The 19,918-nt window shown below is 72.4% G+C and carries 13 protein-coding genes; 7 read left to right on the forward strand and 6 right to left on the reverse strand.

The window, feature by feature from the left end; translation table 11 throughout:
* Window positions 1-97 precede the first annotated feature (97 nt).
* The gene (locus GI374_RS15765) at window positions 98-1,237 is read left to right on the forward strand and encodes a cupin domain-containing protein (RefSeq protein ID WP_154338008.1); all 1,140 of its coding nucleotides are present in this window, start codon (window positions 98-100) and stop codon (window positions 1,235-1,237) included.
* On the opposite strand, the gene pbpC is transcribed toward GI374_RS15765, so the two are convergent.
* Both pbpC and GI374_RS15775 read right to left on the reverse strand, forming a co-directional pair.
* Entirely contained in the window at window positions 1,234-3,342 is a 2,109-nt protein-coding gene (pbpC, locus tag GI374_RS15770; protein ID WP_154338009.1) for a penicillin-binding protein 1C, read from the reverse strand. The genes GI374_RS15765 and pbpC overlap by 4 nt on opposite strands.
* Complete coding sequence (locus GI374_RS15775) at window positions 3,323-8,803, reverse strand: alpha-2-macroglobulin family protein (protein WP_154338010.1); 5,481 nt, start codon at window positions 8,801-8,803, stop codon at window positions 3,323-3,325. Before GI374_RS15775 ends, pbpC begins: the two co-directional genes overlap by 20 nt.
* Window positions 8,804-8,999: 196 nt before the next feature.
* On the opposite strand from GI374_RS15775, the gene GI374_RS15780 reads away from it, so the two are divergent.
* The 4 genes from GI374_RS15780 to GI374_RS15795 all read left to right on the forward strand — a co-directional run bounded on the left by GI374_RS15780 (window position 9,000) and on the right by GI374_RS15795 (window position 12,410).
* Window positions 9,000-9,554 carry a biotin transporter BioY gene (locus GI374_RS15780; protein ID WP_195759956.1) on the forward strand — a complete coding sequence of 185 codons (555 nt, stop codon included), beginning with the start codon at window positions 9,000-9,002 and terminating at the stop codon, window positions 9,552-9,554.
* 214 nt (window positions 9,555-9,768) lie between these two features.
* On the forward strand, window positions 9,769-10,770 hold the full coding sequence (locus tag GI374_RS15785) for an ABC transporter substrate-binding protein (protein WP_154338012.1): 1,002 nt from the start codon (window positions 9,769-9,771) through the stop codon (window positions 10,768-10,770).
* Between the two features lie 78 nt (window positions 10,771-10,848).
* Window positions 10,849-11,643 (forward strand): ABC transporter ATP-binding protein, encoded by a 795-nt coding sequence (locus GI374_RS15790; protein WP_154338013.1) that lies wholly within the window; start codon window positions 10,849-10,851, stop codon window positions 11,641-11,643.
* A complete protein-coding gene (locus tag GI374_RS15795) occupies window positions 11,640-12,410 on the forward strand; it encodes an ABC transporter permease (protein ID WP_154338014.1) in 771 nt (256 codons plus the stop codon). Before GI374_RS15790 ends, GI374_RS15795 begins: the two co-directional genes overlap by 4 nt.
* 50 nt (window positions 12,411-12,460) lie before the next feature.
* On the opposite strand, the gene GI374_RS15800 is transcribed toward GI374_RS15795, so the two are convergent.
* Together GI374_RS15800 and GI374_RS15805 are read right to left on the reverse strand one after the other, a co-directional pair.
* Window positions 12,461-13,093, reverse strand: coding sequence for a cell wall hydrolase (locus GI374_RS15800; protein ID WP_370515406.1), 633 nt, complete (start codon window positions 13,091-13,093; stop codon window positions 12,461-12,463).
* A gap of 148 nt (window positions 13,094-13,241) precedes the next feature.
* Window positions 13,242-15,785 (reverse strand): putative PEP-binding protein, encoded by a 2,544-nt coding sequence (locus GI374_RS15805; RefSeq protein ID WP_154338016.1) that lies wholly within the window; start codon window positions 15,783-15,785, stop codon window positions 13,242-13,244.
* A 96-nt stretch (window positions 15,786-15,881) separates the two neighbouring features.
* Here GI374_RS15805 and GI374_RS15810 point away from each other — a divergent pair, with 96 nt between their 5' ends.
* Window positions 15,882-16,592 carry a dihydroneopterin aldolase gene (locus tag GI374_RS15810; protein WP_154338017.1) on the forward strand — a complete coding sequence of 237 codons (711 nt, stop codon included), beginning with the start codon at window positions 15,882-15,884 and terminating at the stop codon, window positions 16,590-16,592.
* 78 nt (window positions 16,593-16,670) lie between these two features.
* Here GI374_RS15810 and GI374_RS15815 read toward each other — a convergent pair whose 3' ends face one another.
* Together GI374_RS15815 and thrS are read right to left on the reverse strand one after the other, a co-directional pair.
* Window positions 16,671-16,877, reverse strand: a complete 207-nt coding sequence (locus GI374_RS15815; RefSeq protein ID WP_154338018.1) for a cold-shock protein — start codon at window positions 16,875-16,877, stop codon at window positions 16,671-16,673.
* Window positions 16,878-17,054: 177 nt separating this feature from the next.
* Complete coding sequence (gene thrS, locus GI374_RS15820) at window positions 17,055-19,016, reverse strand: threonine--tRNA ligase (RefSeq protein WP_154338019.1); 1,962 nt, start codon at window positions 19,014-19,016, stop codon at window positions 17,055-17,057.
* A gap of 157 nt (window positions 19,017-19,173) precedes the next feature.
* Here thrS and GI374_RS15825 point away from each other — a divergent pair, with 157 nt between their 5' ends.
* Window positions 19,174-19,917, forward strand: a complete 744-nt coding sequence (locus tag GI374_RS15825) for an alpha/beta fold hydrolase (protein WP_370515407.1) — start codon at window positions 19,174-19,176, stop codon at window positions 19,915-19,917.
* Window position 19,918 lies beyond the last annotated feature (1 nt).

The following is a 19,918-nucleotide window of genomic DNA, read 5'->3' on the forward strand; positions in this document are numbered from 1 at the left end:
TCGTCGATACGTTCCGGCGGACGCTAGGAAACGCCTTCCTTGAAATCCAGCGGATTCCGCGACAGCCTGCCGCGGCCGCAGCGGAGGGGATGCGCGCATGGCCGACAATTTCACCCGGACGATCAGCCGAGCGGGCGGCGCGGCCGCCGCCGCGACCGCCGAGACGCGGGCCGAGGTCCGCCTGCCCACGCAGGAGCTGCGCGACGACATCCCGTTCTTCACCAAGGTTCTCGGGATGCGGATGGACATGATCTACCCCGCCGACGACCCGGCCGTTGCGGTGTTCTCCGGCCACGGGCTCAGGCTCCGCATCGAGAAGGACGCCCCCGAGCCGCCGGGCACCATCCGCATCCTGACCGACGACCCGGACGGCTTCGCGGACGGACGGCGCAGCCTCACCGCCCCGAACGGCACCCGCGTCGAGATCGACGAACTGAACCCGCCACTCGTGCTGCCGCCGACCGAGCATGCCTTCGTCGTGCGGCGGCTGAAGGATCAGGCGTCGTGGATCATCGGCCGGGCGGGGATGCGCTACCGCGACCTCGTGCCCTCGCGCCTCGGCGGCTCGATCATCGCCAGCCACATCGCGGTGCCGGGCGGGCCGGTGCCGGACATGGTGCATTTCCACAAGGTCGGCTTCCAGCTGATCTTCTGCTATCGCGGCTGGGTCGACCTCGTCTACGAGGACCAGGGCGAGCCGTTCCGCCTCGAGGCGGGCAACTGCGTGATCCAACCGCCCACGATCCGGCACCGGGTGCTGCACGCCTCCGATAATCTGCAAGTAATCGAGATCGGCGTCCCGGCCGAGCATGTGACCGAGATCGACCACGAGATGCAGCTGCCGAACGGTCCCGCCCGGCCGGACCGCGTGTGGGAGGGGCAGCGCTTCGTCCATCACCGCGCCGAAGGGGCCGAGTGGCGCCCGTTCCGCATCCCCGGCCTCATCGCCCGTGACACCACCATCGGCGAGAACACCGGCGGCGTCGCGGGGGTGCAGGTCGTGCGCCGCGGCGACGGGCCGATCCCCGCTACCCGCCACGATGGCGACATTCTGTTCACCTTCGTAATGGAGGGGCAGATGACGCTGGAAGGCGAGGGCAAGGAGCCCTTCGGCCTCACCGCGGGCGACGCCTTCGTGATCCCGCCGGGCATGGTGACGCGCTACGCCGAGCCGAGCGAGGACGTGGAACTGCTGGAGGTGACGCTGCCGGCGCGGTTCGAGACGGTGGCGGTCTAGGGCGCAAGCAGCCGGAAGCGCACGCGCTGCGAGCGGCCCTGCGCGTCGATGACCGCGAGTTCGGAGAACCCGGGGGTGGCCGCGACCTCGGCGGTCTCGCCGCGCAGGGCCGCGGCGGCGGGGGCGCCGTTCAGCAGCCACTGATAGGGCGGCGTGCCACCCCGCAGGCGGACGGTGAGGGGCGCGTCGCGCGGGGCGATCTCGGCCCCTTCGGGGGGGAACAGGATCGCGAGCCGGCCGCCCGGCGTGGTCAGGCGCGGTGCCTCGGCCGGCGCCGCAAGGGCGGGCGGAAAGCGCCGCAGCGCGGCGGGCAGCCGCGCGGTCGAGAGCGTCAGGGCCTCGGACGGGGGTGGGGGCAGCGGCACCGCGCGGGGGCCGAGTGCGTCGAAGAGGTCGAACAGCACCGGCGCCGCGAGGTCGGCTCCGAAGGCGCCGGGAACCGGCGTGCCATCCGGCCGTCCAAGCCAGACGCCGCCGACGAAGCCGCCGTCGAAGCCGACCGCCAGCGTGTCGCGGTGGCCGTAGCTGGTGCCGGTCTTGAAGGCGAGACGCCCGGCCTCGGCCCCGGTGGGGGGCGCGATCTGCGCGAGGGTGGCCGCCGTGTACCAGGCCGCGACCGGGCCGACGAGCGGGGTGCCTTCGCCGCCCGTCGCGCCGGGGTGGACGTGCAGCGTCACGGGCCGCCCGCCGCGCGCAAGCGCCGCGTAGCCCTGCACCAGATCCTCAAGGCTCACTCCGGCCCCGCCCAGCACCATCGCCAGGCCCGGCACCCCGCCCGCGACCTCGACCCGCATCCCCGCGCGCCGGAACGCCGCCGCGATCCGCGCCGGGCCGAGCGCCTCCGCCACCGCCAGCACCGGAATGTTCAGCGACTCGGTCAGTGCCCGGCGCACGGTCACGGTGCCGCGGAAATGGCCGTCGAAATTCTGCGGCTGCCAGCGGCCGAAGGCGGTGGGGCGGTCCTCGACCAGCGTCTCGGGATGGATCAGACCGTCGTCGAAGCCCAGCGCATAGACGAAAGGCTTCAGGGTCGAGCCGGGCGAGCGCAGCGCGCGGGTCATGTCGATGAAGCCGCCCGAGGCCTCGTCGGACCAGGCGGCGGTGCCGACATGGGCGAGGATCTCGCCCGTCCGGTGATCGGCCAGGATCGCCGCGGCCGAGACCCGCGCGGCCTGCCCGGCGGTGGCGCGCGCGACCACCGCCTCGGCGGCGCGCTGCAGGGCGGGGTCGATGGTCGTCTCGATCCGCGGCACGCCGGGGTTCTCGCGCGCGAGCCGTTGCGCGAGCAGCGGCGCGAGCGTCGGGAAATCGCGGCGGCGGTCGGGCAAGGGTGCGGCCTGCGCCGAGGCGAGCGCCTCGGCGTCGATCAGCCCGAGCGCATGGGCGCGCGCCAGCACCCGGTCCCGTGCCGCCTTCGCTGCCCTGCGCCCCGCCTCGCGGTCGGGCCTGCGCGCCTCCGGCGCCTGCGGCAGCGCGACCAGCAGCGCGGCCTCGGCGGGGGCCAGCCGCTGCGGCTCCTTGCCGAACCACATCAGCGACCCCGCCCGCACCCCTTCGACATTGCCGCCATAGGGGGCGAGCGTCAGGTAGAGCTGCAGGATGCGCTCCTTGCCGAGGCGCCGCTCGAGCGCCAGTGCCACCCGGGCCTGCCGCAGCTTACCCGCCCAGTCGCCGGTCGGCCCCCGCTCCAAGAGCCGCGCGACCTGCATCGAGAGGGTCGAAGCGCCGGAGACGACGCGGCGGTGGCGGATCGCCTGAGCGCCGGCGCGCAGGACGGCGCGGGGGTCAACGCCCGCGTGGCTGCGGAAGCGGCGGTCCTCCCAGGCGATCAGCATCTCGATGAAGGCCGGGTCCACCCCGGCGGCGGGCGGGGCGAGGCGCCATAGCCCGTCCTCGACCTGGAAGGCGCGCAGCAGGCTGCCGTCGCGGGCCAGCACCTCGGTCCCGGTGGCGACGGCCAGCGCCGGCAGTTCCGTCGCCGCGACCCAGCGGTCGAGCGCCGCGCGGCCCGCGTCCAGCCCCGCGCCGATGAGGCCGAGGGCAACGGCCGCCGCGATCAGCCGCCGACCGGCGCGGCGGTCGGCGTCAGCGGGTGATCTCGACATGGCCGCTCGCGGTCCAGCCGCGGCGCTCGGGGCGGTACATGTCCTCGACCGTCGCGGCCGGGTGGCTGAAGCGGCCGGGGATGACGGCGCGGAGGCGGTAGGCGAGGGTGAAGGGCTCGGCCGCGCCCCAGGTCACGGCGGCGGCGAAGCGGTCCTGCCGGAACTCGGCCATGTCCGTCCCTGCAAGGCCGCCGAGCCAGTCGAGCCCGGCGATCTCGCCCGCGCCGATGAGGTTGGGGTTGTCGATCTCGAAACCCGCGGGCAGCGGGTCGGTGACGATCAGCCGCCCGCCACCCTCGGCGAGCGGCGTGACCTCCAGCAGCGCCACGAGACGGGTGCCCTGCGCGACTTGGGCCGGATCGACGGGCAGGCCCTCGGGCGTGAAGTAGCGGCGGGTGATCTGCCAGGCGGTGCCGCCCGCCGCGAGCGGCTCGACCGGCACGCCGGTTACGGCGAGGGTCACGTCGATCGGCGCTTCGCCGCGGTTCTCGAGTGCGAGGGGCGCGAGGCCCGTCGGCTCGCCCAGCGAAACCAGCGGGCCCGTAAGCGGCGCGCCGCCGAGGGCCACGCCTGCGCCCGCGTCCGGCCCGGTCTGCAAGGCATGGCCGGCGAGCACGACCCATAGCGCCTCCTGCGTGGAGAGGTCCGCGCCCTCGGCGCGTCGTTCACCGATCATGGCCGAAAGCTGCGTTGCCGCCGCCTCGCGGTCCACCGCCTGCGTCCCGGCCTCGGCCGCAAGAGCGAGCGCCGCGGCGGTGTCACGCAACGGCGTCCCGTAGTCGGTGCGGAAGCCGGTTTGCGGCTCAGGCGCGCCGCGGGCGAGCATCGCCTGCGCCCTACGGAACATCGCGTCGGCGCGCGCCACGTCGCCATAGGCGGCGAGCGCGGCGCCCAGATGCGCGGCGGCCATGGGTGTGGCGAAGTGGTCGGCGGCGGTATCGACGTAGTAGCGCAGGTCGCTGACCGCGGCGGCATGCTCGCGCGACAGCACATAGGCCGAATAGGCGAGCGCCGCGTTCTGCGAGGCGTCGGCATATTGCGGCTCGCCCGCGGCGTTGAGGTGGTTCTGCAGGTTCTGCAGCGCGCGGGTCAGCGCCGCCTCGGGAACGGCATGGCCCTCGGTCCGGGCGCGCAGCAGGAAATCGGTGATGAAGGCGTCGAGCCAGGGATCGCCCGATTCCGCCCGCCAGAGGCCGAAGCTGCCCTCGGAGGTCTGGCGGGTGAGGATTTCCGCGATGGCATCAGCCATCGGACGTGCCGCCTCGGGCGCGCCGGGCACCAGGCCCGCGACATAAAGCTGCGGCAGCGCGGCGGCGGCGATCTGCTCGGTGCAGCCGTAGGGGTAGGTGGCGAGCCGGGTGAGCGCCGCGCCGACGTCGAGTTGCGCGAAGGCGCCGGTGGTGAGCGTGGCGGTGCCGGTGCCGGGGCGGAAGGCGCCGAGGGTGGCGGGGTCGAGCAGGGCCGACGCGCCGGGCGCGAGGGTGATGCGCGTGGCGCGGGTGATCGCCGGGTCGAGGCGCAGGATGGGGATCGTCAGGTCCTTCGTCACCTGCCGGCCATCGGGCAGGGTCGCGGTGAGGGTCAGGTTTGTGGTGCCCTCACCCTCCGGCGCCGCCAGCATCAGGCCAGTCGTGACGCGCTCGCCCGCAGCCAGCGTCACCTCGGGCGGCAGGCCGTCGAGGGCGAGGGCCGGGCCGTTCGTCACCTCGGCGCCGAGGGCGACCGCACCGGACGGACCCGCCACATGGGTTAGCGCGACCTGCGCCTCGGCCGTGTCGCCCGGCGCGAGGAAGGCGGGCGCGGTCACGGTCATCACCACCGGGTCGCGGACCAGCATCGTGGCCTCGGCCTCGCCGATGCCGCGGGCGGTCCAGGCGACGGCCATCAGCTTCACCTCGCCGTTGAAGTCCGGCAGCGGCACGGAAAGCTCGGCCATGCCGTCGGCGCCGACCGTCACGGGGCCGGAGAACCAGGCCATCAGCGCCTCGGTTGGCGGCGGGGCGAGGCTGCGGGCGCTCATCGCGTCGCCGCCGGTGCGGATCGCGCCGTCGCGGGCGCCGGAGGGCAGGATCAGGCGGCCGTAGAGGTCGCGCAAGGCCACGCCGAGTCGGCGCTGGCCGAAATACCAGCCGGCGGGTTCGGGCGCGGTGAAGCCGGTGAGGTTGAGGATGCCCTGATCCACGGCGGCGACGGTGGCGCGCACCGTGTCGCCGGGGGCGGCGCCCGCGACCATCAGGCGGACGGTGGCGGTCTGGCGCGGCGCTGTCTCGGCGGGGGCGATGAGGCTCGTGGTGAGGCGCCGGTTGCCGGGGTCCACGGCGGCATGGGCGATGCCGAGCGCACGCAACGGCGCGGGGTCGAGGCCGAGGGGGCGGATGGCGGTGACGGCGACATAGACGCCGGTGCCCCAGTCGTTGGTGACGGGCAGGGTGACGGTGTTCAGCCCCTCGGTCAGCGCGACGGTGGTAAGCGAATGGACGCGGTTCGAGAGGACCGCCACCGTCGCAACCCCCTCGGCGGCGGCGTCGATCGTTACGCGCGCGGTGTCGCCCGCGCGGTAGGCGGGGCGGTCGAGTGTCACCGCCAGGCGGTCGGGCGTGTCGGTCCCGGCGGTGGCCGCGCCCCAGCCGGCCTGGAAAGTGATCGCGGTCTCGGCCCCGGCTGCGGTGGTCACGACCAACTCGTATTCGCCCCAGTTCACCGGGACCGCGAGGCTCGCCGGACCCTCAGCCGAGAGCGCGAGGCTGCCGCCGTCGACGCGGGTGCGGCGCGTCACCGGCTCCCACATCCAGTCGCCGCCGAGGGCGAACCACTGGTATTCAGTTTCTATGCGGTTCAGCACCCATTCGGCCGGGACATCGCGCAGAGCGAGGTCGGGGCCGAGGGCGATGACGCGGAACGCGGCCTCGCCACCTTCGGGCACCGCATCGGAAAACTCCGGCCGGATGCCCACGACCGGCTGCTGCGGCATGACGAGGCGCGTCTCGCGCCGCTCGACCGGGCGGCCGGCGCCTTCGCGGACGGCGAGGATCAGGGTGGCCTCGACCGGCCGGGTGGCGGCGGCGAGGGAGGGCGGCAGCGCGATCTCGCCCTGCCAGCGGCCGGCGGCGTCGGTCTGGCCGGGCGGGAGGGTCACGATCTCGGGGTCGGCGGGCTCGTCGTGGCGGCCGAAGCGGTAGCCCTCCCAGCCGGGCACTTCGGTCGCGGGCGCGAGCCGCAACTCGCCCTCGACCGGCAGATCGGCCGCGGGCGGGCCGTAGAGCCAGCGGGCTTCGAGCGCGGCGGGGAGGCTGTCCACGGCAGCGAAGGGGCCGGGGGCGAGTTCCGGGTCGAGGTCGATCCGCTCGGGCCGGAAATCCTCGACCAGCAGGCGCAGGCTGGCCAGCGGCGCGCCGTCGGCCTCGAGCCGCAGGTCGATGCGCCAGCTGCCGCGCGGCGCGGTGTCGGGCACCCGCCAGTCGAGCACGAAGCCGCCATCGCCCGCCTTCTGCGGCATCATGCGCGCGGCCTCGACGCCATCGGGGCGGAAGATGACCGCCGTGAGCGGCAGGCCGGGGAGCGCGCGCGCGGCGGGATCGCGGGCGAGGATCGTGGCGTGGACCGTCTCGCCCGCGCGGTAGGCGCCGCGGTCGGTGGTGGCGAAGATGTCCACCGGGGGCGAGGGCGCGCGGCCCTCCACGCCACGGTCGGAGAGGTCGAATTCGGGGTCGAGGAGCGACAGGAAGGCCATGTCCTCGGTCGCGTCCTCCGCACCGCTGGCGGCGGTCACGAGAGCGGGGGCTGCGGCGTCCCGGCCGCGGGTGAGGCCTGCATCGAAGCGGGCGATCCCCTCGGCGTCGGTCAGCGCCCGGCCGAGGATGGCGTTGCCGCGGGAGACCAGTTCGACCGCGACGCCGGGCCTGGCGGCGGCGCCCGAGAGGCCGCGGACGACGACGGTGAGGCCGTCGGTGCCCGAATAGGTGGACAATCCGAGGTCGGAGATCATGAACCACTGCGTCGCGGCCGGACTGCGGTCCTCGGGCAGGCCGGGCACGGTGGCGGTCAGCGCGTAGACGCCGGGCTCCAGCGGTCCGGCGGCGGCGGCGATGTCGAGGCGGGTGGCGATCTCGGCGTTGACGGGGTGCGGGCCGCCGTCTGCGGCGGGGGCGATATCCGCCTCGCCGGTCCAGACGCGCTCCCCCATCTCGGCGGTGAAGGTCTCGGCCCGCCAGTCGGCGAGGGGGCGCGCGAAGGTGCCGTCGCGCAGCGAGCGGACGAGGTTGCGGTCGGACATGCGGTAGAGGGCGAGGGCCACGGTGCCGGTGTTGACCGTCCTGAGGGTGAGGCCCTGATCGCTGCTCGCGGGCAGCAGATAGGCGCGGCCGGTGAAGCGCGCCTGGGGGGTGCGGTCGCGGATGTAGAGGGTGACGGGCACGTCGCGCGACAGGACCTCGCCGGACGCGGCAGGGAGGCCCGCGCGCAGGGTCAGGCGCAGTTCCTCGCCATGGGTGACGCCGGTGACGCAGAGCTGGCTGTCCTCGGCCTCGACCGCGAGGACGGAATCGGGGAGCGCCACGAAGCTGCGATAGTCGGTGCCGCGGATCAGCGGCTCGGACAGCAGCACGCAGGCGCGCGGGGCGGGGGCGTCGGCATCCACCTGGGTATCCATCACGCGGAAGCCGTGGCGCGATTCGAAGCCGGCGAGCGCGCGAGCGAGGGCCGGGTCGGGGTCGGCGGCCAGCGCGTCGCGCAGCGCCAGCATCCCGTCCCGGCCGCGGCCGATGCGCTCGGCCTGCTCGGCCCAGAGGCGCAGCGCCGCGCTGCCGGGGCCGGGGTCGCGCAGCCAGGCGTTGGCCGCGGCGGACATGGCGGCGCGGCGGCGGGTCCAGTCGTCGTCCGCATCCGCGGCGGCGGCGAGAAGGCGGGCGAGGACGAGCCAGTCGTCGGGCGCATCGCTCAGCGCGGCGGCGGCGCCGGTCCAGCGGATCGCGCCTTGCGTGTCGCCCGCGGCCTCGGCCTCGGCGGCGTAGCCGCGCAGCGCGTCGGCGCCCTCGCCGGTGCCGGGATAGGCGGTGCCGAGACCTCCGGCCTGTGCCAGCAGGTCGGCGCGGTCTTCAGGGGTGAGCCACGAGGCCGCCTCGGCGCGGGCGGCGGCCGCGGCGGCGCGCGCGGGGTCGGTGACGAGGACCGGGCCGGAGGACGCGCCCGCGAAGGGCACCGCGGGGCCAGCGTCTGTGCCCTTCGGGAAGCAGGCGCGCGAGCGGTGGTTGTAGGTCAGCGCCACGCAGGCCGTGTCGGCGAGGCAGGCGCGGGCGCAGGCGGCCTCGGTGGTGTTGAAGAGTTGGGCGAGGTCGCCGCCCGGCAGGTCCCAGCCCTCGTTGAGGATCACGCGCCGTTCGGGCAGCGGGGCCTCGGCCGCCGGCTGCGAGGCGACCGGCAGGGCGAGGGCCGCGAGAAGGGCTGCAAGGATCGGTCCGCGCATGGGGCAGGCTCCGCGAGGGCAGGCGGCGCCACGCTGCCACGGGGCGAGGCTTTCGGCAAATGCGGCGCGCGGGCGGCACGCAGGCGTGATCGTGACGCTGGTTTCGGGGCGGTGCGGGGCGGTATCACCGCCTGAGCCCTTGCGCGGCCCCGCGGCGCAAGCCATCCAGAGCGTGACAGACATCAAGGAGCCCATCATGACCCAGACCACCCTCCGCGCCCCGACCGGCTCGCGCGCTTTCCGCACCACCGTCGCGATCGTCGGCGGCGCGGCGCTGATCGCGCTCGCCTCGCGCATCCAGGTGCCGATGTGGCCGGTGCCCGCGACGATGCAGACCTTCGCGGTGCTGCTGCTGGCGCTGGTCCTCGGGCGCGGGCTGGCGGTCTCGGCCGTGACCGCCTGGCTGGCCTACGGCGTCTTCGGCGTCCCGGTCTTCGCCTCGGGCGGCGGCATCGCCTACCTCATGGGGCCCACCGCAGGCTACATGGCGGGCTTTCTCATCGCCGCCTTCGTCGTCGGCGGGCTGGCGCAGCGGGCGCCGATCCGCGGCGTCCTTCATGCCTTCGCGCTGGCGCTGCTGGGCAGCGCGCTGATCCTGGCGACCGGCGCGCTCTGGCTCGCGGGCTTCGTGGGCTTCGAGCAGGCAGTGGCCGCGGGCGTGGTGCCGTTCCTGCTGGGCGACCTGCTGAAGTCGGTGCTGCTCGCCCTCACCGTTCCGGCCGCCTCGCGGGCGATTGCGGCGCGTCTCTGAGGACTGCGGCGCGCTGAACTCCGGCCCGGCCGCGCGACTGCGGCCGGGCCATCGGCATGGACAGGCGGAAAACCCGCCAGTAACACTGCCTTGGGACCACTCCATCCGCCGCCCGCGGCGCTGGCCGGGTCCTTGCAAGATAACGCCATAAGCCGGAGCCGCCATCCATGAGCGGCAGGGAAAAACCGACCGGCGCCAACAGGAGAGACCGCCCATGTTCCTGCGCCTTGCCGCCGCTGCGACCCTCGCCCTCACGGGCGCGGCCTCCGCCCAGACCGCTATGCCCTTCGCGCTCGACTGGCAGTTCGAGGGTCCGGCCGCCCCCTATTTCATGGCCATCGACAACGGCCATTTCGAGGCCGAGGGCCTGACGGTCGAGATCTCGGCGGGGCAGGGCTCGCTGGACGCCATTCCGAAGGTCGCCACCGGCGCCTATCCGGTGGGCTTTGCCGATATGGCGAGCCTCATCAAGTTCCTCGACCAGAACCCCGACGCGCCGGTGACGGCGGTGATGATGTTCTACGACAAGCCCGCCTTCTCGATCGTCGGCCGCAAGAGCCTCGGGATCGAGGCGCCGAAGGACCTTGAGGGGCACACCCTCGGCGCGCCACCGCCTGACGGCGCCTGGGCCCAGTTCCCGGTCTTCGCGGCCGAGAACGACATTGACGTCTCTCAGGTGACGATCGAGCCGGTCGGCTTTCCTACGCGCGAGCCGATGCTGGCCGAGGGGCAGGTGGACGCGGTCACGGGCTTCTCGTTCACCTCGTTCCTCAACACCGTCCGCCTCGGCGTGCCGGAGGAGGACATGACCGTGCTGCTGATGGCGGATTACGGCCTCGACCTCTACGGCAACGCGATCATCGCCAATACCGACTTCGCCGCCGAGAACCCGGAGAAGGTCACGGGCTTCCTGCGTGCGGTCGCCAAGGGGCTGCAGGACACCGTCAATGACCCGGCGGCGGGCGTCGCCGCGATGGTGTCGCGCAACCCGGCGATGGATCAGGAGCTGGAGGTGCGGCGGCTGGAGCTGGCGCTGCGCGACAACATCATGACCGACTGGGTGCGCGAGAACGGCCTCGGCAACATCGACCCGGACCGCTTCGCCCGCTCGCTGGAGCAACTGGCGCAGACCTACGAGTTCCAGAACGAGCCGGATGCGAGCCGCTATTTCGATCCCGCCTATCTCCCCGACGACGGCAGCCTGATGGTCGAGTGACCGGCGGCTGACCAACCCCACGGCGCCGCGCCCGACGCGGCGCCGAATGAAAAAAGCGTCGGACAGGCAAGGCGGCGGATGACAGACCTCATCGAGATCAAGGGCGTCACCCACGCCTACAAGACGGCCGCCGGCGCGCTGCCGGTGCTGGACGACCTCAGCCTCTCGGTCCCCGAAGGCGGCTTCTGTGCCGTCGTCGGCCCCTCGGGCTGCGGCAAGTCCACGCTGACGCGGCTGATCGCGGGGCTGATGTTCCCCGACGCTGGCGAGGTCTGGCTGCATGGCGAGCGGGTGCGCTCGCCCCGCAGCACCGTGGGCATGGCGTTCCAGAACCCGGTGCTGCTGGAATGGCGCACGATCCTGCAGAACGTCATCCTGCCGCTGGAGATCGTCGCGCCGAGGATGCCGAAGGCGAAGAAGGAGGCGCGGGCGCGCGAGCTTCTGGCGATGGTCGGCCTAGAAGGGTTCGAGGGCAAGCGGCCCTCGGAGCTTTCGGGCGGGATGCGGCAGCGGGCCTCGCTCTGCCGTTCGCTGGTCCACAAGCCCGACGTGCTGATCCTCGACGAGCCCTTCGGCGCGCTCGACGCCTTCACGCGCGAGGACCTGTGGCAGCTCATGCACCAGCTCCGCGCCGAGGAGCCCTTCACCGCGCTGCTCATCACCCACGACCTGCGCGAGAGCGTCTATCTGGCCGATCAGGTGGTGGTGCTGTCGGGGCGCCCGGCGACGACGCAGTTCGTCCTCGACGTGCCGCTGCCGGGGCCGCGGCCGATCGAGATGCTCTACCAGCCGCAATCGGTCGAGTGGCTGGCCACGCTGCGCGACCAGATCGAGATCGCGCAGGGGCGCAAGGACGAGAAGATCCCGGCATGACCCGCGACGAAGTGCAGAAAATCGTCACCCCGATCATCGCGATCCTGGTCTTCCTCGCCATCTGGGAGGCCTGGGTCTGGTACATGGGATGGCCGACCTACAAGATGGCGGCGCCCTCGGACCTCTGGCCCGCCTTCTGGCAGTATCGCGAGCTGTTCGCGGTCAAAGCCTGGGAGACGCTGTGGCGGACGGTCGTGGGCCTCGGGCTCGCGGTGGTCGTCGGCACCATCCTTGGCATGATCATGGGCCTCAGCCGGCTGATGAACGACGCCCTCTACCCGTTGCTGGTTGGCTTCAACGCGATCCCGAAGGCGACGGTGGTGCCGGTGGTGGCGCTGGTCTTCATCGGCCAGCACGACTTCAACACGATCCTCGTCGCCTTCATGATCTCGTTCTTCCCGATCACGGTGTCGGTGGCGATCGGGCTTTCCACGCTGGAGCCGGAATACCGCGACATCCTGCGCTCGCTCGGGGCGTCGCGCTTCACGGTGTTCTGGAAGATCGCGCTGCCGAAGACGCTGCCGGAGTTCTTCGGGGCGCTGAAGGTCGCGGTGACGCTGGCCTTCATCGGCACGAACCTCGTGGAGATCGTGACGCCGCACGGGAAGGGTCTGGGGAGCCTGTTCGACTCCGGCCGGATCGCGTCGAACTATCCGCTGATGTTCGCGGTGCTGATCGCGCTCGCGGTGCTGGGGATCGCGCTCTACTACATCGTGGTGGCGTTGGAGCGGGTCTTCGCGGGCTGGGCGGAGCGGCGGCCGACGTGACATGCGAGCGCCCGGCCGCAGGGCCGGGCGCAAAGGCATAAGCGGCGGCGTCAGTTCGACGCGACGCGACGGTTGCCGGACGGGCGATAGAAGATGTGGCTGCCGATGCGCGCGGTGCGCAGGAACTTGCGTGACCAGGAGGGGCGCACCGAGGTCGCGTGAAAGTAGGTCGCGCCTTCGGTCAGCGTCCGCGGGGCACCGTTCAGCGCCGCCTCGGCCACGTCATGGGCGCGCATATAGGCGGCCTTTTCGCGGATCGGGCGCTGCTTGCCGCCGCAGTTGTAGCTGAACTGGCAGGCGCCGGCCTTGCCCTGATTGACGACGCCGCAGACGGAGTTCGGAAACTGGCGATCGTCCACACGGTTGAGGATCACCTCGGCCACCGCCTTCTGGCCGGCGATCGGCTCGCCGCGGGCTTCGAAATAGATCGTGTCCGCCAAGCATTTGAGGTCGGTCGCGCTTGCCTGGGCGGCGTTGGCGGAGGCGGGGAGGATCGTCGCGGCCGCGGGCAGCGCGAGGGCGACGGTCAGGACAAGGCGAAGCGAGAGAGTCTTGGACGAGAGAGAACTGGTTACAGCAGGCATGACTGGTCCTTGTCCCGGGAATCCAGTGATTCGCGGGCTGGTTTCGGATACAGGCGGATGCGCCGCAGGGGCCGCGAGCAGGTGGCCCGTGCGGATCACCGGCGACCTAGACATGCCCGGTGGCGCGCCGGAACCCGTCGGTTCCGGATTCAGCCGCCGAAGCGCTGCATTTGATTAAAACTGGCAGAAACCTGCCGGCGCGATTCGTCGGGTTGAGCCAATCGCCGCCGACCCGCTGCTAAGTCGATCAACTGGCGGGAGAATCCCCACGAAGGCGTGAGCGAATCGATTCCTGCGCCGCGGCGAGGCGGGCGACCGGGACCCGGAAGGGCGAGCAGGAGACGTAATCCAGGCCCGCGCGGCGGCAGAAGGCGATGGATTCCGGGTTGCCGCCATGCTCGCCGCAGACCGAGAGCGTGATCGCCGGCCGGCTCTCGCGCGCGCGGGTGGCGCCGGTCAGGATCAGCTCGCCCACCCCGTCCTGGTCGAGGATGTGGAACGGGTCCTCGGGCCAGACGCCCTGCGCGACATAGGTGCCCATGAACCGGCCGGCGTCGTCGCGCGACAGACCATAGGTCATCTGCGTCAGGTCGTTGGTGCCGAAGCTGATGAAGGAGGCATGCGCCGCGATGTCACCGGCGCGCAGGCAGGCGCGCGGGGTCTCGACCATGACGCCGAGGCGGTAGTCGAAGGCCGTGCGCCGCTGGTTCCTGACCGCCGCGGCCACGGCGTCGATGCGGGTCTTGACGATCTCGACCTCGCGCATGGCCGAGACGAGCGGGATCATGATCTCGGGCACCACGGGCGCCCCGTCGCGGGCGGCGTCGATGGTGGCCTCGAAGATGGCCCGGGCCTGCATGTCGTAGATCTCGGGCACCGCGAGGCCCAGGCGGACGCCGCGCATGCCCAGCATCGGGTTCGCCTCGGACACCGCCTCGATCCGCCGCACCACGTCGGAGAGCGGGCGGTCGAGCGTCTCGGCCAGTTCCCGCATGCCCTCGCGATCCTGCGGCAGGAATTCGTGCAGCGGCGGATCGAACAGGCGGATGCAGACCGGCAGGCCCGCCATGATGCCGAAAAGCTCGGCGAAATCGGCGCGCTGCATCGGCAGGATGCGCTCGAGCGCGAGGCGGCGGTCCTGGGCGCTGTGGGCGAAGACCATCTCCTGGATGGCGGGCAGGCGGTCGGCCTCGAAGAACATGTGCTCGGTCCGCGCCAGCCCGATCCCTTGGGCGCCGAAGCCGAGGGCGGCGCGGGCCTCGGCCGGGCTGTCGGCATTGGCGCGCACGACCATGTCGCAGGCGGCGTCGGCCCAGGCGAGAAGCGTGCGGAAGTCGTCGTCGACGGCGGGCGGCAGCAGCTCCGCGGCGCCGGCCAGCACCTCGCCGGAGGTGCCGTCGATGGTGATCTCCTCGCCCTCGAGGAAGCGGCGCTTGCCGGCCATCATCCAGCCTGACCGCGCGTCGATGTGAAGACCCGCGGCGCTGACGATGCAGGGCAGGCCGAAGCCGCGGGCGATGACGGCGGCGTGGCTGGTCATGCCGCCGCGCTCGGTCAGGACGCCGCGGGCGGCGTGCATGCCGCGCACGTCTTCGGGCGTGGTCTCGCGGCGCACGAGGATGCAGGCCTCGCCGCGGGCGGCGGCCTCCTGCGCGCGGGCCGAGGAGAAGACGATGCGCCCCGTGGCGGCGCCCGGCGAGGCGCCGATGCCGCGCAGGATGGCGTCGCGCGGCGCCCGCGGGTCCACCTGCGGATGCAAGAGGTCAGTGATCGCCCGCGGCTCGACCCGCATCACCGCCTCCTCGGGCGGGATGACGCCGTCGCGGGCGAGCGCCACCGCGATCTTGACCGCCGCGCGCGCGCTGCGCTGCACTTTCACCGCGTCGATGATCGAGAGCTTGCCCTCGGTCAGGACATAGTCGATCCGCATCTCCTCGCGCAGGCGGCGGCGGACAGCCTCGCCGGCACGGACCAGCTCGTCGAAGATCTCGGCCGCCGCCTGCTGCAGCGCCGGGCCGCGCGCGTCGGGGGCGAGGTAGAGCTCGCTCGCGCCCTCGCCGCGGATGCGGCCCTGGGTCTGGCCGAGGAAGCGGCCCGAGATCCTGGGGCCGCCGGTCACGGGATCGACGAACTGGATCGTGCCCGAGCCGGTGAGGCCAGGGCCGAGGCCGATCGCCATGTCCTGCACCACGAGGCCCAGCGGCGCATCGGCGGGCGCGCCCTTGGCCTCGCGCAGGAGGCGGGCCGAAGGGCCGTCCCAGGCGCGGGCCATGGAGCGCAGCACCTCGGCCAGCTGCTGCGCCGGGTCCTGGGGGAAGCCTTCGCCGGTCTCGCCGCGGAAGGCGGCGAGCGCCGCGGCGAGCGCGCCTTCGCCCTCCTGCGCGAAGGCGTCGGGGTCGAGGCGGGCGACGTTGACGGCGTAGGACTGGACGAAGTTGAGGTAGAGCCGGTCGGCCGCGTCACCGCCGATGCGGCGGGCGAGGGCCGAGTGGCAGCTGTCGTTGATGCCGACGTTGAGGACGGTGCCCGGCCCGCCCCAGTCGGGATCGACGGCCGAGGGGCGCACCGCGAGGAGACCGTCGGCGGCGCGGATCATCTGCGTCAGCATCTCGCGCGGCGGCAGCTGTCCCGCGGCGATGCGGCGGACGACGCCCACCGGGATCGCGAAGGTGGTCGGCACCGGCAGGCCGATGCGGATCAGCCGCTGGAGGCACTTCGACCGCCAGCCGTGGACGCTGCGGCGGATGGGCGCCGTGGGGGTGATTTCGAGGGCAGGGTCGGGGGCGCTCATGACCCGACGCAGAATGCGGCGGCGCGGTGTTTGCTGCAACTGCGAAATGATGCGGCCCGCCTTGCACGCCGCGTCAACGGGCGGCATCACCGCGGCATGGACACCGAACGCACCCCCGACCGCATCCATCTGCGCGACCATCTGCTCGAGGTCGAGGTCGGCGCCTTCGCGGGCGAGCGCGGACGGACGCAGCGGCTGATGTTCTCGCTCGAGGCCGACCTGGCGCAGCCGGCGGCGGCGACCGGTGACGACGTGGACAGGGTGCTGAGCTACGACCTGCTGGTCGGAGCGGTGGCGGGCGCGCTCGCCGCGCGGCGGTTCGATACGCTGGAGGCCTTGGCCGAGGACGTGGCGGCGCGGGTGCTGGCGCAGCCGGTCGCGGCGGTCCGGGTGACGGTCGAGAAGCTGGACCTGGTGCCGGGGCGGCTCGGCTTCAGCCTGGAGCGGCGTGCGGGGGAACTCGCGGCCGCGAAGGCGCAGGGGGCTGCGCCGGCCGTGGTCCGCGCCTCGGAGGCGATGCCGGACCGGGCTGCGGTCATCGTGCCGGATGCGCCGGGGCTGCCGCTGCCGGAGACGGGCGACCCGGCGCAGTTGCGGCTGCTGGCGCTCGATCAGGGGGCCTGGGCTCTGGCCGCGCGGCTCGGGCTGCCGGTGGCCGACAGCCGGACGGAGATCGAGGCGGCGGCTGCGAAGGGCAGGGCGGTCGTCTGGGCGCCTGCGCGGATGGTGCGGGCGGCGGCAGACGACCCGGAGCCCGACCCGGAGCGGCTGGCGGCGTGGCTGCGCGGGTGTCTCTCGGGGAACTGAAACGCCGGCGGCCCGCGTCTCGGGAACGCGGGCCGCCGTTTACCCTTCCGCTGACCGCCCGTCGGGGGCGGCGGCAGATCAGAGCAGCTTCAGATCGCTGGCCGAGGCGCGGCCGTCGCGGCCGGACTGCAACTCGTAGGCAATCTTCTGGTTGTCGTTGAGGCCGGTCAGGCCTGCGCGCTCGACCGCCGAGATGTGCACGAACACATCCTTGCCGCCGTCATCGGGGGCGATGAAGCCGTAGCCCTTGGTGGAGTTGAACCATTTCACCGTGCCGGTCGCCATGACCTGTCTCTCCTTCAAGTTCCCGCGGCGGAATGCCCCGGGGTCGTGCAGCCCTTTCGTCAGTCCGGCTGCCCCGTGAAGGGGAGAGGCGTTAGAAAGTCAAAGCTCACGCAAAAGTAAGAATCCTCGATTCGCCGCGGATTGCAAGCGGCTTTCGTTAACAGATGTAACGTTGCGTCACTTCGCCGCCGACGCGCGCAGGTCGGGCGGTGTGGCCTCGTCGCGCAGGCAGGCGACGACCTCGTCAAGCGCCAGGCTGCGGCTGCCCTGCTGGTCCAGACGGCGCATCGACACCGTGCGCTCGGCCACCTCGCGCTGCCCGACGGCCAGAATCACGGGCACCTTGCCCAACGAATGCTCGCGCACCTTGTAGTTGATCTTCTCGTTGCGGGTATCGGCCTCGGCGCGGATTCCCGCCAGCCGCAGCGCCGCCGTCACCTCCTCGACATAGGCGTCGGCATCTGAAACGATCGACGCCACCACCACCTGCCGCGGCGCGAGCCAGAAGGGCAGCTTGCCGGCGTAGTTCTCGATCAGGATGCCCAGAAACCGCTCGAAGCTGCCGAGGATGGCGCGGTGCAGCATGACCGGCGTGTGCGTCGCCCCGTCAGGGCCGATGTATTCGGCGCCGAGGCGCGAGGGCAGATTGAAGTCGGCCTGGAAGGTGCCGCATTGCCATTCGCGCCCGATGGCGTCGGTCAGCTTGAAGTCGAGCTTCGGGCCATAGAAGGCGCCGTCGCCCGGATTGACCTCGTAGGGATAGCCCGCCTTGTCGATCGCGCCAGCCAGCGCGGCCTCCGCCTTGTCCCAGATCGCATCGCTGCCGACGCGCACGTCCGGGCGGGTGGAGAGCTTGATGTCGAACGTCTCGAAGCCGAGATCGCGGTAGACGCCCGAGAGCATCTCGAGGAAGGCCGCGCATTCGGCCTCGATCTGGTCCTCGGTGCAGAAGATATGCGCGTCGTCCTGCACGAAGCCGCGCACCCGCATCAGCCCGTGCATGGCGCCCGAGGGCTCGTAGCGGTGGCAGGAGCCGAACTCGGCCAGCCGCAGCGGCAGGTCGCGGTAGGATTTGAGGCCGTGGTTGTAGACCTGCACATGGCAGGGGCAGTTCATCGGCTTCAGCGCGTTGATGCGCTTTTCCTTCGCGCCTTCCTCGTCCACCTCGACGATGAACATGTTCTCGCGATAGGCCTCCCAGTGGCCCGACCGCTCCCACAGCATGCGGTCCACGACCTGCGGGGTTTTGATTTCCTTGTAGCCATAGGCAATCTGGCGGCGGCGCATATAGGCTTCCAGCTCGCGGTAGATGGCCCAGCCGTTCGGGTGCCAGAACACCATGCCCGGCGCCTCTTCCTGCATGTGGAAGAGCTCCATCTCGCGGCCCAGCTTGCGGTGGTCGCGCTTCGCGGCCTCCTCCAGCATCGTCAGATGAGCCTTGAGCTCGTCCTTGGTGCGGAAGGCGACGCCGTAGATGCGCTGCAGCATCGGGCGCGAGGCGTCGCCCAGCCAGTAGGCGCCCGCGACATGGGTGAGCTTGAAGGCGTCGGCGGGAAGCTGACCGGTGTGCTGCAGGTGCGGGCCGCGGCAGAGGTCCTGCCAGTCGCCGTGCCAGTACATGCGGATCGGCTCGTCGCCGGGGATGCGGTCGAGGAGCTCAAGCTTGAACGGCTCGCCTGCGGCCTCGTAATGGGCGCGGGCACGGGCGCGGTCCCAGACCTCGGTGCGGACCGGGTCGCGCGCGGCGATGATCTGGCGCATCTTCGCCTCGATCGCGGCGAGGTCGTCGGGCGTGAAGGGCTCGGCGCGGTCGAAGTCGTAGAACCACCCGTAGTCGCGCACCGGACCGATCGTGACCTTCACGTCGGGCCAAAGCTCCTGCACCGCCCGGGCCATGACATGGGCGAGGTCGTGGCGGATCAGTTCGAGGGCCGGGGCGGCGTCCTTCAGCATGTTGATGGCGAGGGCGCCGGAGGTCTCGATGGGCCAGGCGAGGTCGATGTGGCGGCCGTCGAGGCTGGCGCTGATGGCGTTCTTCGCCAGGCTCGGCGCGATCGAGGCGGCGACTTCGGCGGCGGTCGTGCCGGAGGGGTAATCGCGCGAGGCGCCATCGGGAAAGGTGAGGGAGATCATGGACATCGCGCGTCCTCCTCGTCGGTCTGGCGCCTACGGCACGCCCGGTTGCGGGTTGTCGCGCGGTCATGGCGGGATCATGGGGTGGTGTCAATGCGAAGGCCGGGGGTTTCACACCCCCGGACCCCCGTGGGATATTTGCAGACAGAAGAAGGAGGGGCCTGTGGCCGATTTTCTGACGACGGCGCAGGGGCGCAGGTTGGCCTATGAGCGGGTCGAGGGGGAGGGGCCGGGAATCGTGTTCCTCGGCGGCTTCAACTCGGACATGCAGGGGACCAAGGCGCTGCATCTGGACGCCTGGGCGCGGGCGCAGGGGCGGGCGTTCCTGCGGTTCGACTATTCCGGGCATGGCGAGAGCGGCGGGCGCTTCGAGGACGGCTGCATCGGTGACTGGCTCGAGGATGCGCGGGGGGTGATCGATGCCGTGACCGAGGGGCCGCAGGTGCTGGTCGGATCGTCCATGGGCGGCTGGATCGCGCTGCTGCTGGCGCGCGAGCGGCCGGAGCGTGTCGCGGGGCTGGTGGGTATCGCCGCGGCGCCGGATTTCACCGAAGCGGGGTTCTGGGCGGAGTTCTCGGCCGAGGAGCGCGCGGCGCTGATGCGCGACGGTGTGGTGCTGCGGCAGAGCGACTATGGCGAGCCCTATCCCCTTACGCGGCGGCTGATCAAGGACGGGCGGCGGCATCTGCTGATGGACGCGCCGCTCGGGCTGCCGATGCCGGTGCGGCTGTTGCAGGGGACGGCGGATGCGGAGGTGCCCGTGGACTGGGCGCTGCGGCTGCTGGACCGCGCCGAGGGGCGGGACCTGCGCCTGACGCTGGTGAAGGGCGCCGACCACCGCTTCTCGACGCCGGACTGCCTCGCGCTGATCGAGGCGGCCGTGGCGGAGGTCACGGCGCGGGCGTGAG

It is taken from the genome of Paracoccus sp. S-4012 (genome assembly GCF_009674885.1).
Classification (GTDB): domain Bacteria; phylum Pseudomonadota; class Alphaproteobacteria; order Rhodobacterales; family Rhodobacteraceae; genus Paracoccus.

Coding starts and splice junctions, on each gene's coding strand:
- GI374_RS15765 (WP_154338008.1), top strand. CDS start 98: ATGGCCGACAATTTCACCCGGACGATCAGCCGAGCGGGCGGCGCGGCC.
- pbpC (WP_154338009.1), bottom strand. CDS start 3,342: ATGTCGAGATCACCCGCTGACGCCGACCGCCGCGCCGGTCGGCGGCTG.
- GI374_RS15775 (WP_154338010.1), bottom strand. CDS start 8,803: ATGCGCGGACCGATCCTTGCAGCCCTTCTCGCGGCCCTCGCCCTGCCG.
- GI374_RS15780 (WP_195759956.1), top strand. CDS start 9,000: ATGACCCAGACCACCCTCCGCGCCCCGACCGGCTCGCGCGCTTTCCGC.
- GI374_RS15785 (WP_154338012.1), top strand. CDS start 9,769: ATGTTCCTGCGCCTTGCCGCCGCTGCGACCCTCGCCCTCACGGGCGCG.
- GI374_RS15790 (WP_154338013.1), top strand. CDS start 10,849: ATGACAGACCTCATCGAGATCAAGGGCGTCACCCACGCCTACAAGACG.
- GI374_RS15795 (WP_154338014.1), top strand. CDS start 11,640: ATGACCCGCGACGAAGTGCAGAAAATCGTCACCCCGATCATCGCGATC.
- GI374_RS15805 (WP_154338016.1), bottom strand. CDS start 15,785: ATGAGCGCCCCCGACCCTGCCCTCGAAATCACCCCCACGGCGCCCATC.
- GI374_RS15810 (WP_154338017.1), top strand. CDS start 15,882: ATGGACACCGAACGCACCCCCGACCGCATCCATCTGCGCGACCATCTG.
- GI374_RS15815 (WP_154338018.1), bottom strand. CDS start 16,877: ATGGCGACCGGCACGGTGAAATGGTTCAACTCCACCAAGGGCTACGGC.
- thrS (WP_154338019.1), bottom strand. CDS start 19,016: ATGTCCATGATCTCCCTCACCTTTCCCGATGGCGCCTCGCGCGATTAC.